Annotated in this window: 13 protein-coding genes; 12 read left to right on the forward strand and 1 reads right to left on the reverse strand. The window is 46.9% G+C overall.

Annotated elements, in window-relative coordinates:
• Window positions 1–71: 71 nt before the first annotated feature.
• From veg to F4V51_RS00200, 7 genes are all read left to right on the forward strand, one after another.
• A complete protein-coding gene (gene veg / locus F4V51_RS00170) occupies window positions 72–347 on the forward strand; it encodes a biofilm formation stimulator Veg (protein WP_095293350.1) in 276 nt (91 codons plus the stop codon).
• Between the two features lie 235 nt (window positions 348–582).
• Window positions 583–759 (forward strand): small, acid-soluble spore protein, alpha/beta type, encoded by a 177-nt coding sequence (locus F4V51_RS00175; protein ID WP_153976425.1) that lies wholly within the window; start codon window positions 583–585, stop codon window positions 757–759.
• A gap of 148 nt (window positions 760–907) precedes the next feature.
• Window positions 908–1,762 (forward strand): 4-(cytidine 5'-diphospho)-2-C-methyl-D-erythritol kinase, encoded by an 855-nt coding sequence (ispE, locus tag F4V51_RS00180; protein ID WP_153980510.1) that lies wholly within the window; start codon window positions 908–910, stop codon window positions 1,760–1,762.
• 98 nt (window positions 1,763–1,860) lie between these two features.
• On the forward strand, window positions 1,861–2,688 hold the full coding sequence (gene purR, locus F4V51_RS00185; RefSeq protein WP_095293352.1) for a pur operon repressor: 828 nt from the start codon (window positions 1,861–1,863) through the stop codon (window positions 2,686–2,688).
• Between the two features lie 188 nt (window positions 2,689–2,876).
• A complete protein-coding gene (gene spoVG / locus F4V51_RS00190) occupies window positions 2,877–3,161 on the forward strand; it encodes a septation regulator SpoVG (protein WP_017691372.1) in 285 nt (94 codons plus the stop codon).
• Between the two features lie 399 nt (window positions 3,162–3,560).
• On the forward strand, window positions 3,561–4,952 hold the full coding sequence (gene glmU, locus F4V51_RS00195; RefSeq protein ID WP_164764365.1) for a bifunctional UDP-N-acetylglucosamine diphosphorylase/glucosamine-1-phosphate N-acetyltransferase GlmU: 1,392 nt from the start codon (window positions 3,561–3,563) through the stop codon (window positions 4,950–4,952).
• 100 nt (window positions 4,953–5,052) lie between these two features.
• Window positions 5,053–6,006 carry a ribose-phosphate diphosphokinase gene (locus F4V51_RS00200; protein ID WP_017691370.1) on the forward strand — a complete coding sequence of 318 codons (954 nt, stop codon included), beginning with the start codon at window positions 5,053–5,055 and terminating at the stop codon, window positions 6,004–6,006.
• Between the two features lie 103 nt (window positions 6,007–6,109).
• On the opposite strand, the gene F4V51_RS00205 is transcribed toward F4V51_RS00200, so the two are convergent.
• Window positions 6,110–6,310 (reverse strand): hypothetical protein, encoded by a 201-nt coding sequence (locus F4V51_RS00205; RefSeq protein WP_153976426.1) that lies wholly within the window; start codon window positions 6,308–6,310, stop codon window positions 6,110–6,112.
• Between the two features lie 139 nt (window positions 6,311–6,449).
• Here F4V51_RS00205 and pth point away from each other — a divergent pair, with 139 nt between their 5' ends.
• The 5 genes from pth to spoVT all read left to right on the forward strand — a co-directional run bounded on the left by pth (window position 6,450) and on the right by spoVT (window position 13,129).
• A complete protein-coding gene (pth, locus tag F4V51_RS00210; RefSeq protein ID WP_153976427.1) occupies window positions 6,450–7,010 on the forward strand; it encodes an aminoacyl-tRNA hydrolase in 561 nt (186 codons plus the stop codon).
• Window positions 7,011–7,110: 100 nt separating this feature from the next.
• Window positions 7,111–7,341, forward strand: coding sequence for an anti-sigma-F factor Fin (locus F4V51_RS00215; protein ID WP_095362254.1), 231 nt, complete (start codon window positions 7,111–7,113; stop codon window positions 7,339–7,341).
• A gap of 277 nt (window positions 7,342–7,618) precedes the next feature.
• Window positions 7,619–11,146, forward strand: a complete 3,528-nt coding sequence (gene mfd, locus F4V51_RS00220; protein ID WP_153976428.1) for a transcription-repair coupling factor — start codon at window positions 7,619–7,621, stop codon at window positions 11,144–11,146.
• Window positions 11,130–12,305 (forward strand): peptidylprolyl isomerase, encoded by a 1,176-nt coding sequence (locus F4V51_RS00225; protein WP_153976429.1) that lies wholly within the window; start codon window positions 11,130–11,132, stop codon window positions 12,303–12,305. Before mfd ends, F4V51_RS00225 begins: the two co-directional genes overlap by 17 nt.
• 281 nt (window positions 12,306–12,586) lie before the next feature.
• Entirely contained in the window at window positions 12,587–13,129 is a 543-nt protein-coding gene (gene spoVT / locus F4V51_RS00230) for a stage V sporulation protein T (RefSeq protein ID WP_095293358.1), read from the forward strand.
• The last annotated feature ends 112 nt before the right edge of the window (window positions 13,130–13,241 follow it).

The raw sequence follows: 13,241 nt of genomic DNA on the forward strand, positions 1-13,241 counted from the left end.
ATATTTAGTTTTGATTTGACATTGACTGTAAATTCAGGTATAATGGACAAGAAAAGAGGTGGTCGTCGACAATGGCTAAAAATACGCTGTTGGATATCAAACGCAATCTCGATGCTCATATAGGTCAAAAAATTATGTTGCGGGCTAATGGTGGCCGCCGTAAGACTATCGAGCGTACGGGTGTATTGGAAGAAACGTACCCTTCTGTTTTTATCGTCAAGCTTGATGAAGAGCAAGAAACGTTCAAGCGAGTCTCTTACAGTTATGCAGATATACTTACGGAGTCGGTGGAAGTCATGGTATTTAACCCAGGCGACCAGACGCCTAACTCCTATATGGAGACGTAAGCATCGTTTTACAGGCAGTTTGCCCCTTGGGGCGAACTGCTTTTTTATTTGTTTAGAATTACCGTCCAGACAGGCATCTGCAGGAATGAGGTTTAACCAGAAACGGCATACTATTTGAACAGGCCCATACTGATATTGCTGAACAGTTCATCGAAAAGGGTGGCTCTGAAGCTTTCAGGAAGAATCCTGGTGTAAATGGACTAATCAAAACTGCTACTTCAAGGAGGATGGTTTCATGAGCCGCAGAAGAAGAAGTGTGATGTCAGAAGAGCTCAAGTATGAGCTGGCAAAAGACCTGGGATTTTATGATACCGTACAGCAGGAAGGCTGGGGTGGCATCAAAGCCAAGGATGCAGGCAATATGGTGAAGCGTGCCATTCAGCTTGCTGAAGAGGCAGCACGCAAATCGTAATTCGATCTAGACGGTTTGGAGAGCGGGGCCTTCCACGAGGTTGACCTCGCTTTTTCCCCATGAATTCGGAATAAAAATGACTTGACAGCCCCATTTTGATATAATATGTTAAGTTGTCTTAGGGAAAAGGTGAGGACGGGTGAACGCCTTGAAAATTTACGAAAAAGCGCCTGCTAAAATTAATTTGATGCTGGACGTTTTACATAAACGAAGCGACGGGTTCCATGAAGTCGAGATGATCATGACCATGGTCGATTTGGCAGACCGGCTGGAAATGTCAGAACTGCCTCGCGATACGATATTTATCTCCAGTCAGGCGGGGTATATTCCGCTTGATGAGAAGAATCTGGCATTCCAGGCGGCCAGATTGATCAAAGAACGCTACGACGTGCGTACTGGAGTGCACATTCATCTGGACAAAAAAATTCCGGTGGCTGCCGGTCTGGCAGGCGGCAGCAGTGATGCTGCAGCTACGCTGCGCGGCTTGAACCGCCTCTGGCGTCTGAATATCCCAGATCATGAGCTCCAGGAGCTTGGAGCAGAGCTTGGTTCGGATGTACCTTTTTGTATTACAGGAGGTACAGCGCTCGCTACAGGCCGTGGAGAAAAACTGAAGCCAATACCTAACCCACCGCAATGCTGGGTCATCTTGGCGAAACCTCCAATCAATGTGTCGACAGCCGATGTGTACGGAAGATTCCGCAGCGATAAGATTGTTCGCCATCCGAGTGCGGCCAAGATGGAGCAGGCCATTCGTAATCATTCCTTTGCAGAGGTATGCGGACAGATGGGGAATGTGCTTGAGGATGTCACGCTTAAGCTGTATCCGGAAGTCCAGCATTTGAAGGATGCCATGATAAAGCTGGGTGCAGATGGGGTACTCATGTCGGGTAGTGGCCCAACCGTATTTGGGTTGGTCTCCAAGGAAGCGAAGGTTGCACGGATCTATAATGGGCTGCGCGGCTTCTGCAAAGAAGTGTATGCAGTACGCATGTTGACTTAGAATTCGCTTTTATAATGTACAAACACGTATAAAGGTGGTATATTTTTAAATAATTATTCGGATTTGGATGTTTTCCGTGATCGTGAGGATGGATCTCTGTGAAGAAATTAAAACGAAGCGCTAGGCTGGTTGAAATGACGCAGTATTTATTGTCAAGACCGCATACGGTTATTCCGTTAACCACTTTTGCCGAACGTTATGGTGCCGCGAAGTCGTCAATCAGTGAGGATTTGGCGATTATCAAGGAAGTGTTCGAAGAAGGCGGGTCGGGAGAACTGCAAACACTGGCAGGGGCTGCTGGGGGAGTTAAATGGATTCCGAAGGTGTCCAGAGAACATGCTCTGGCTTTTGCCGAACGACTAAGCAATCAGTTGGAGCAGCCTGACCGTATCTTGCCCGGTGGGTATCTCTATATGTCTGACCTGCTTGGACAGCCTGCATTAATGAATGAAGCAGGTAAAATATTTGCGACTGCTTTTGGCAACATGGATATCGATGTAGTCATGACGGTAGAAACGAAGGGCATTCCTCTGGCGTATGCGACTGGAGCCCAGCTTAACCTGCCTGTAGTGCTCGTGCGCAGGGACCATCAGGCTACGGAAGGATCGGCCGTAAGTATCAATTATGTATCGGGGTCCCATAAAAGTCTCCATACCATGTCCCTATCCCGCAGGGCGATGCGTGAGCATTCGAGGGTTCTGATCGTGGATGATTTCATGAAAGCCGGTGGAACGGTACAGGGCATGATTGATTTGCTCGCCGAGTTTAATGCAACGGTAGCAGGTGTAGGGGTGTTGGTAGAATCTGGTTCAGTTGATTCGGAAGAGCGTTTGCTGACCGATTACGTATCTCTTGCGCAGCTGACAGCCGTGGATGCAAAAAGCAGACACATTTCGGTGAAGCCTGGTAACTATTTTGACCTGTAGAAAGATGACGAATAACATGTCGGGAAAGGTTCTTTTCCATCGACCTGGCACTAACGTTGTCGAATTGTGTATTAAATAAAAAAATTCCTGAAATTAGGACATTTTTGTGGTTATAAAAAGAAGGAGTTCGTATAGGCTGTGTGGAATTATACACCAAGTTCTGATGGAAAAAGGTGGTGAACACACACATGCAAATTACGGATGTCAGACTCCGCCGCGTTAACTCGGAAGGGAGAATGAAGGCTATCGCATCCATTACCATCGATAACGAATTCGTCGTTCATGACATTCGCGTCATTGATGGGAACAACGGAATGTTTGTTGCTATGCCGAGCAAGCGGACTCCTGACGGAGAATTCCGTGATATCGCCCACCCGATCTCTTCCGGTACTCGTGAGAAGATTCAGGCTGCTGTTTTGACTGAGTATGACCGCGCTGCAACTGAGGAAGAAGTCATTGAAGAAGGTGCCTGAGAACATTATTGGGGTTCGAAGGAAAAGAGAGCCATGTCTTATGGCTCTCTTTTCTTTTTGACCGGAATAAGATATATTCAGTATTGAGTTTATTCAAACAGGAACATTTAACAGCGTTATTGCTGGAAAATGTTGAAGGAAACATTAGCGCAGCGTGCGCTTGGTGACAGGGCGGCATCTTAAGAGTCATTGGGATTCGGTTAAGGCTCACAGGTACACGGCGTATACATATAGGTCACGATTTGCTCGTGTCCGCGTTGTTACGTGTGATAACAGAGACAGTAGGCGATGAACAAGACCGGCTTCAGGCCGGCTGAACGATACTTATCAGGGATGATCCATTAAGGTGGGTCTTCCGGATGGGGTTTTCAGAACAGGAGGTCGTGAAATTTGAAACGAATGGCAATTGTACTTGCTGCAGGACAAGGCAAACGAATGAAATCTAAATTGTACAAAGTACTGCATCCCGTATGCGGTAAACCTATGGTAGCTCACGTGCTGGATGCAGCTCTACGCGCAGGCGTTGAGCGCAGTGTGGTCGTGGTCGGTCATGGTGCCGAAGCGGTGCAGTCATTTTTGGGTTCCAAAGCAGAGTATGCACTTCAGGCTGAACAATTGGGAACAGGTCACGCGGTGAAGCAAGTGAAGTCTTTGCTTGGAAGTGAGCAAGGCTCTACTATAGTCGTCTGTGGAGATACACCACTGGTAACCAGTGAAACGCTGGAAGGTCTGATGAAGCTTCATGAGAGTCGCGGAGCTGCTGCAACCGTGCTAACGGCTCAATTGGACAATCCAAAAGGCTACGGCCGCGTCATTCGCGGAGAAGACGGTTCTGTACAACGCATTGTGGAACAGAAAGACTGCAACGAGCAGGAAGATGCTGTGAAAGAAATTAACACAGGCACTTACTGTTTCGATAATGCGAAATTGTTTGCTGCACTGGAGAAAGTGACCAACCAGAACGCCCAAGGAGAGTACTACCTGACAGATGTTGTTGGGATTTTCCGTAACGATGGTGAAGTGGTTGAAGCTTATATGTCAGATGATATCGCGGAATCCATCGGAGTTAATGACAGGCTCGCTCTGTCCCAAGCAGAAGCATATATGCGTGAACGTTTGGCTGTAAAACATATGTTGAACGGTGTTACGATCATTGATCCGTCATCGACATATATCGGAGCGGATGTTACGATTGGATCAGACACGGTATTGTATCCGGGAACCATTCTGAAAGGGACAACTTCCATTGGTGAAGCTTGCCATATTGGTCCTCAGGCCGATATTGAAGACAGTGTTATTCAGAACGGTGTAACGATTAAACATTCCGTGTTGTCCCAGGCCGAAGTAGGCGAAGAGACAACGGTAGGACCATTTGCTTACCTGCGTCCTGGCACCAAGCTGGGCCGGAAAGTAAAAATTGGTGACTTTGTCGAAGTGAAAAATGCTACAATTGATGAAGGATCCAAAGTATCACATCTCAGCTATATTGGGGATGCTAAAGTAGGGAAGAACGTAAATGTTGGATGCGGGGCAATAACGGTTAATTATGATGGATATAATAAAGCTGTAACGACAATCGAAGATGATGCGTTCGTAGGCAGCAATGTCAATCTGATTGCACCGATCACGGTAGGAAAAGGCGCTTATGTGGTTGCCGGCTCAACCGTTACACATTCCGTTCCGGAGAATGATCTGGCTATTGCTCGTCCTCGCCAGGAGAACAAACCTGGTTACGCAGAGAAAATTCGCGGACGTGCCAAAGCCAAGAAACAAAATGCCAAACCCGAATAAGGGGTATTGATATTCTGATTGCCTCCCGATCTTCGGGAGGTGCCGACATGTCGCAGACGCTTATAGATTCCAATGAACCAGCACGGAGGGTTTTTATTTTATGACTTATTTTGATTCGAAATTAAAAATATTTACTTGCAATTCTAACCCCAAGCTTGCCCATCAAATTGCTGATTATATCGGAATTCCTATGGGTGAATCTCACACAACCAGCTTCAGTGATGGTGAGATTCAAGTGAAGCTCTCCGAGAGCGTTCGGGGCTGTCACGTATACATTGTGCAGTCCACTTGCTTGCCGGTTAACGACAACCTGATGGAGATGCTCGTCATGATTGATGCACTGAAACGGGCATCAGCCAAGACAATCAACGTTGTAATTCCGTATTACGGTTATGCACGACAGGATCGTAAGGCACGTTCGCGTGATCCAATTACAGCGAAACTGGTAGCCAATCTGATCGAAAAAGCAGGAGCTACCCGCGTAATTGCGATGGACTTGCATGCCATGCAAATCCAGGGCTTTTTTGATATTCCAGTGGATCATCTGCTTGGTGTGCCGATTCTGGCTCAATATTTCCGCTCCAAACAGATCGAAAATCCGGTCGTTGTATCTCCTGACCACGGCGGTGTAGTACGTGCACGGAAATTGGCTGATTTCCTGAATGCACCTCTGGCGATCATTGATAAACGTCGTCCGGAGCCGAATGTAAGTGAAGTTATGAACATTATCGGTAACATTGAAGGTAAAACAGCAATCCTGATCGATGACATCATCGATACGGCAGGTACCATTGTGCTGGGTGCAAACGCACTGATGGAAGGCGGCGTGAAGGAAGTATACGCATGCTGTACTCACCCGGTATTGTCCGGACCAGCGATGGAGCGTTTGGAGAATGCACCACTGAAAGAAGTTATCGTAACGGATACGATTCCAATCACGCATGCCAATCCGACAAGCAAACTTAAAGTGTTGTCTGTAGCACCTTTGCTCGGGGAAGCCATTATCCGGGTTCATGAGGAATTGTCAATCAGCAAGCTGTTTGAAATTGAATAAGGATGTCTGCACAAAGTAGTAGAGGGGTTACGTTTTCCGGTCGAACGGAAAATGTAACCCCTGTCGGCGTGCCATTATAACGATGCTTGGAGAGGCCGGATGATTAATATCCTGGCCGTGAAATGAAGCGAAAACGCCGCCGATGAAAAAGAGTGTCGGCAATTTCGACAAATTGATTATCGAAACGTGTAATCAATCCGATCTCAATATGGGTGTCGCGATCATATACCTGTACGGGTACATGGTATTCGAGATGATAGATAAAATCACTATGTTGAGTCAGCTGTCCGTTATCGTCGCGCAAAACCCGCTCACCTTCCTGGGTTAATAAGATAATAATCGTGAAAATTACAGTAAATAGGAAGTTCACTTTCTTGATATTATATGAAATATAACATTCGAAGTCTATGCCTCACCTCATGTGATCCGAAGGAGGGAATACGATGAAGTGGATTGTAGGCCTGGGTAATCCGGGCTCAAACTATGCCAAAACACGACATAATATTGGTTTTATGGCACTGGATCAACTGGCCAGTCGTCATGGGATTTCCATCACTCAGAGCAAATGTAAGGCGTTAATTGGAGAAGGAAATATTGGCGGTGTGAAAACCGTGTTGATCAAACCGATGACATTCATGAATCTGTCCGGTGAATCGGTACGGGCATATATGGACTTTTACAAAGTCAGTCTGGAAGATCTGATTGTCGTTTATGATGACATGGACACGGAGATTGGCAAAGTCAGACTGCGTTATCAAGGTAGTGCTGGCGGCCATAATGGAATCAAGTCCATTATTCAGCATACCGGCACACAGCAATTCAACCGTGTACGGATGGGTATTTCGCGCCCAGAACCTGGACATGCCATTGTTGATTATGTGCTGTCTACATTTATGAAAAAAGAGAAGGAAGCGCTCGACCATACTATTGAGCAAACCTGTGATGCTCTGGAGCACAGCCTGAATCATACATTCGAGCAGACAATGGCTAAGTTTAACGGGTAATACTTGTTGGAAGACATGCTGGGAAAAATGATCAAAACCGGGTTCAATTCAGTCATAATGGGCATACTGGACGTATAAACCATGTTCAGGAGGCATAAACATGTCAGTGAATTATGTGTGCAGGCACTGCCGTACCTTTATTGGACGAATCGATTCTGCCCGAATATCAGAAGCACAGTTAGGCTTTCATTTCTTGACCCCCGACGAGCGGAGGGATATAATAGCGTATAATTCCGGTGGGGATATTACCGTTCGGATTACATGCGATTATTGCAAAGAAGCGCTTGAACTCAATCCTGAGCTCAGCCTGCTGGCGAGCCCGCTTCAATAATAAGTCTGGTTCGCAGCGAAGATGGATAACAGATGATGGGGGCTGCGGAATACCGCTCCACCTTTATAGCCTTGGCAGACTGCTGAGGCTTCTTTTCAATTTAGGAATGAAAATGCTCATGACGGAAATTTGGGTTATTGGTTGAACCTGATGTGGTAATGAAGCGAGTAATCCGATATGATGAAACAGGACAAAAAGGAATTTGTATCCAATTCAAAATGATAATACGGCGCTTAGGCGTGAACTAATCAAGTAAGTTATAAGAGAGGTGCCCCTTTTGTTACAAGCACTTATACAGGCTTTTTCCAAAGATCCCGATTTTGGATCCATTACTGCCGGTATTACGTCCGGTATGAAAGAGCAGCTGGTCTCAGGATTGTCCGGATCAGCGCGCCAGATCATGCTGGCAGCTCTGCACCAAGAGATGAACCGACCACTGCTCGTCGTTACACACAATATGTTTTCCGCACAAAAAATCGCAGAAGATTTGCAGGAAGCGCTTTCACCAGATCAAGTGCTGCTCTATCCTGCGAATGAACTTGTTGCCGCTGAAGCCGCTGTTTCCAGTCCGGAAACACTGGGTCAGCGTATTGATGTGTTAGTTCGTTGCGCCCAAGGTTTTAGGGGCGTTGTTGTTATTCCATTTTCCGGCGTGCGGCGTTATGTGCCTCTTCCGGAAGTGATGGCCAATGCTCAGATTACCCTTAAACAAGGGAATACAATCGATCTGGACTCGTTCCTTCTGGAGATGGTGAAGCTTGGATATGAACGTGTGGAACGGGTTGAATCTCGCGGCGAGATGAGCGTGCGCGGAGGAATTATCGACTTTTATCCAGTGACTTCGTCCATTGCTTACCGGGTGGAATTGTTTGACGATGAGATTGACTCCATACGAACATTCGACCCAGCGGATCAACGCTCCATTGAACGTATCGATGAAGTTACGGTGCTCCCGTGCAAGGAATTGATCGCAGACCGCGAACGCATGGAGAAGGCTGCGGATGAAGCTGTCGTTTTACTGGAAAAACAGCTGGAGAAAATGACTGATCGCCAGGCCAAGCTGCGTCTCCGTGAAGAAATTCACCGCGAGATTGAGCTGCTGCGGGAGCATGTGTATTTCTCTGAAATGTATAAATATATCTCACCGCTCTATCCGGAGCATAAAACCATTTACGATTACATGCGGGAGGACACGCTGCTTGTTCTGGACGAACCTGCACGACTGGCTGAAACGTCCAAGCAGCTCGACCGGGATGAATCGGAGTGGAACCTGCATTTGATGCAAAACGGAAAGACGCTGCCTGATCTTCATTTGTCGGCAGATGGGGATGAGCTGTTATATGAACGCCCATTCCAGACGCTGTTTATGTCGATCTTCTTGCGTCAGGTCCCACATACACAGCCTCAAAACATTCTGAACTTCATCAGTCGGGGCATGCAGGATTTCCACGGACAGATGAATGTACTTAAGGCCGAGATGGAACGCTGGCAGAAAGCCGGAGTGCATGTGCTTATGCTGGCGAGCGGGGAAGAAAGACTCGATCGGATGCGGCGCGTCCTCATGGACTACGATATACCGGAACCGGAAATGCTTATCGGTAACCTGCAGACCGGATTCGAACTGCCGTCCATTCATTTAGCCGTCGTAACCGAAGGTGAGATGTTCTCCCAAAAGCAGCGCAAGGCACGCAAACAAAGCCGTAATGTGGATAATGCAGAACGGATTAAATCGTATAGTGAGCTGAAGGTGGGCGATTATGTTGTCCATCAGAACCACGGGATTGGTAAGTATCTAGGGATTGGTACGCTTGAGGTTGGCGGTATTCATAAGGACTATATGCATATTCTCTATGCTGGTGGGGATAAACTGTCGGTACCGATCGAACAGATCGATCTGATCCAGAAATACGTCGGGTCAGAAGAGAAAGAGCCCAAGATCTACAAGCTGGGTGGTAACGAGTGGACACGGGTTAAAAATAAAGTTCGTTCATCTGTACAGGACATCGCTGACGACTTGATCAAGCTCTATGCGGAGCGTCAGACCTCAAAAGGTTTCGGCTTCGAGAAGGACTCTGCCGAGCAGCAGGAATTCGAAGCCATGTTCCCTTATGATGAGACTCGTGATCAGGTCCGTGCGATTGAAGAAATTAAAAAGGACATGGAACAAAATCGTCCCATGGACCGTCTGCTATGTGGAGACGTCGGTTACGGAAAAACCGAGGTTGCCATTCGTGCTGCTTTCAAAGCGGCTATTGAAGGCAAACAGGTTGCGGTACTCGTTCCGACCACGATCTTGGCACAGCAGCATTATGAGACATTCCGTGAACGTTTCTCGGGATATCCATTCAATATTCATGTCCTTAGCCGATTCCGTTCCCGTAAGGAACAAAATGAGACGGCCAAAGGCATTAAAAGTGGAACAGTCGACATTGTTATCGGGACGCACCGGTTGTTATCGCAGGATCTGGTATTCAAGGATCTTGGACTGCTTATCGTTGATGAAGAGCAGCGCTTCGGTGTAACTCATAAGGAGAAACTGAAGAAGCTGAAAACAAATGTGGACGTGCTCACACTGACGGCTACACCAATTCCGCGTACCCTCCACATGTCCATGCTGGGAGTCCGTGATCTTTCGGTTATTGAAACACCACCAGAGAATCGTTTCCCGGTGCAGACCTATGTCGTGGAACATAGCCAGGCGCTTGTTCGGGAAGCCATTGAGCGGGAACTGGCACGTGGAGGTCAGGTTTATTATCTGTATAACCGTGTTCAAGGAATTCAGGAGATGGCTGCCGAAATTGCTGACCTGGTTCCTGGAGCCAAAGTGGGCGTGGGCCATGGACAGATGTCGGAGACAGAGCTGGAGAAAACGATCCTGGACTTCCTGGATGGCGAATATGATGTGCTCGTAAGCACAAGCATCATTGAGACAGGGGTAGATATCCCGAATGTAAATACCCTGATTGTTCATGATGCAGACAAAATGGGCCTTTCCCAGCTGTACCAGCTGCGTGGGCGCGTTGGACGGTCCAATCGAATTGCGTATGCGTACTTTACGTACCAACGGGATAAAGTGCTGACCGAGGTTGCAGAGAAACGTCTGCAGTCTATTAAGGAGTTTACCGAGCTGGGGTCGGGATTCAAAATTGCGATGCGAGATCTATCGATCCGCGGAGCAGGGAATCTGCTGGGTGCAGAGCAGCACGGCTTCATTGCCTCAGTCGGATTCGACCTGTATTCTCAGATGTTGGCCGAGGAAATTAATAAACGCAAAGTCACCATGCTCGGAGAGGAGCCGGTACCTTCCGATCAATGGAACACCACGCTCGATCTCAGCATCGATGCCTACTTGCCGGGTGATTATATCTATGACAGTATACAGAAGATTGAGATTTACAAAAAAGTGGCGGTTATTGCCTCTTTCGACGATGCCATGGAGCTGGAAGACGAGTTGGTTGACCGCTTCGGCGATCTTCCGGAAGCTGTCATTAATCTTATGGCTGTAGCCAGATTAAAAGTGTATGGTAAAATGTACGGAATTGAGTCCATTACGCAGCGTGGTGACGACCTTACCGTGAAATTCTACGAAGGCCGTGAGCATGCGTTTGAGCTCTCGAAAATTGCCCACATTGGAAATCAGTTCGAAAGACGTGTACAATTTGAACAAGGACCCCATATGCTTATTCATGTCAAAGGCAAAGGGCTTGGGGACAAGCAACTGATGGAGCTGGTAGAGAAATTTCTGGAGTCCATGAAGAGTGCTTTTAAATCAAAGGGGGAACCAAAGGATGTTACCAAAGTATAAAAAAGTAGGGAAAGTACTCTCCGTGAGTATGGTTGCAGTACTGTCCTTATCACTGCTTGCTGCATGCGGCAAGAAGGATGAAGCAGCTGCACCAGAAACTAATGATACAAGCGCTGTTGTAGCGACCTACGATGGCGGTACAATTACAGCCAATGAATTCGATATGGAGCAGCGGGTCATGAAATTCCTCTATCCGGAATATGCACAAATGATGGAGATGGACGATTTCAAGGACTACCTGGTGCGCCAGGAAGTTGCTTATGAATATTTGAGTGGCAAGGCGAGTGAAGAAGCCAAAACAGAAGGAGCCAAAGTGGCTACCGAGCAGTTCGACAAAATGAAGGCTTCTGTTCAAGCTGATCAATGGACTGAAATGTTGAAGGCTCAGAACCTGACAGATCAGAACATCAAGGATTACATGACTCGCATCATGACCGTAATCAAGGATAAAGAGACTGGCGTTACGGAAGATGCAATCAAAAAAGAATTTGAAACAAACAAGGATCAGTTCACAACTGCTTCGGTTCGTCACGTCCTGATTAACTTTACGGACCCAGATACGCAAAAAGAGCGTAAAAAAGAAGATGCCTTGAAAATTGCAAAAGAAGTTAAGACTAAACTGGATGCCGGCGAAGACTTTGCAAAAGTGGCAAAAGAATACTCCGAAGATCCAGGCTCTGCAGATAATGGCGGATTGTACGAAAATACCCCTGTATCCAACTGGGTAGAAGCGTTCAAAGAAGCTGCCAAAACATTGCCAATTAACAAAATCAGTGATCCGGTTGAAACGGAATACGGCTACCACGTGATGAAAGTAGAATCCCGTACCGAAGCAGACTACAGCAAATTGACAGATGAGCAAAAAGAAACACTCAAAAGCCAATTGGCAGCAGCAGAGATCGATACGTTCATGACGAATGAACTGGATAAGATCGTGAAGGAAGTAAACCTGCCGAAGACAGACAAGGCTGAAGAAGGTACTACGGAAGGCACTGAAGGTACTGAAGGCACAACGGGTACTGGAACTGGAACCGAAGGTGACAAATCTACAGAAACCAAAACGGACGAGTCCACAGGTACTGACGCTAAGACAGATCAAGGTACTAAAACAGAGTCCGATGCAACAACAGGCGATAGCGCTGATACAAGCAGCAAGTAAGAAACGAGCTGCAGCACACTTACTTTCTGGACAAGCTTAGAGAAGCAAGGGGAGGACTTATGGCCTGCCCCTTGCTTCTTTTTGTACAGACAGCAGCATAATGGGTACATGGTCACCTTCTGCGAAGAGAACACAACTATATTCTTCAAAGTATGTATAAGGAAATGGGAACAGATGAATACTATGGTCAAGATATCACACTAAACGTTCTGGGACTTTCCTCGACCCATTAAGGAACAGTAGTTGAAAAATCTTCTCGAGAAAGTGGGGCAACATGTGAAATGAAAGCTACTGGTATTGTCCGCCGTATTGATGACCTCGGCCGTGTGGTCATTCCAAAAGAAATCCGTCGTACGTTACGAATTCGTGAAGGAGATCCGCTTGAGATTTTTGTGGATCGTGATGGAGAAGTCATTCTAAAAAAATATTCGCCAATCGGCGAACTGGGCGATTTCGCCAAAGAATATGCTGAATCGTTGTATGAGAGTACAGGTCACGTAACCATGATCTCTGACCGCGACACCATTATTACGGTAGCGGGCGGCTCCAAGAAGGAGTATCTGGACAAGCAGGTAGGTCAGCTGGTAGAGAGCTGTATGGAAAATCGCAAGACCATCGTTGAGACAGGTAGTGGCTCCTATGAGATCAGCAAGGATCATGATGAAACATTATCCTCTTTTGTCATTGCACCCATCATTTCGGGTGGGGACCCTATTGGAACCGTCATTCTCTACAACAAGGATGAATCCGTGAAAATGTCCCAGATGGAAGTTAAAATGGCTGAGACGGCTGCTGGCTTCCTTGGCAAACAGATGGAACAATAGATAAGCAGATCAACTCCTGGTGCCTTTCCGGCAGACAGGAGTTTTTTGCATTTAAAAAGGCATAATACGCAGGCTGAATGAAGAGCAGATGGAGGGGACTTCAAAAGGAACT

This window comes from Paenibacillus xylanilyticus (genome assembly GCF_009664365.1).
GTDB classification, from domain to species: Bacteria; Bacillota; Bacilli; order Paenibacillales; family Paenibacillaceae; genus Paenibacillus; species Paenibacillus xylanilyticus_A.

What these genes read in the sequence shown, in the direction of transcription:
- veg (WP_095293350.1), top strand. Translation starts at nt 72, where the DNA reads ATGGCTAAAAATACGCTGTTGGATATCAAACGCAATCTCGATGCTCAT.
- F4V51_RS00175 (WP_153976425.1), top strand. Translation starts at nt 583, where the DNA reads ATGAGCCGCAGAAGAAGAAGTGTGATGTCAGAAGAGCTCAAGTATGAG.
- spoVG (WP_017691372.1), top strand. Translation starts at nt 2,877, where the DNA reads ATGCAAATTACGGATGTCAGACTCCGCCGCGTTAACTCGGAAGGGAGA.
- glmU (WP_164764365.1), top strand. Translation starts at nt 3,561, where the DNA reads ATGGCAATTGTACTTGCTGCAGGACAAGGCAAACGAATGAAATCTAAA.
- F4V51_RS00200 (WP_017691370.1), top strand. Translation starts at nt 5,053, where the DNA reads ATGACTTATTTTGATTCGAAATTAAAAATATTTACTTGCAATTCTAAC.
- pth (WP_153976427.1), top strand. Translation starts at nt 6,450, where the DNA reads ATGAAGTGGATTGTAGGCCTGGGTAATCCGGGCTCAAACTATGCCAAA.
- F4V51_RS00215 (WP_095362254.1), top strand. Translation starts at nt 7,111, where the DNA reads ATGTCAGTGAATTATGTGTGCAGGCACTGCCGTACCTTTATTGGACGA.
- F4V51_RS00225 (WP_153976429.1), top strand. Translation starts at nt 11,130, where the DNA reads ATGTTACCAAAGTATAAAAAAGTAGGGAAAGTACTCTCCGTGAGTATG.
- spoVT (WP_095293358.1), top strand. Translation starts at nt 12,587, where the DNA reads ATGAAAGCTACTGGTATTGTCCGCCGTATTGATGACCTCGGCCGTGTG.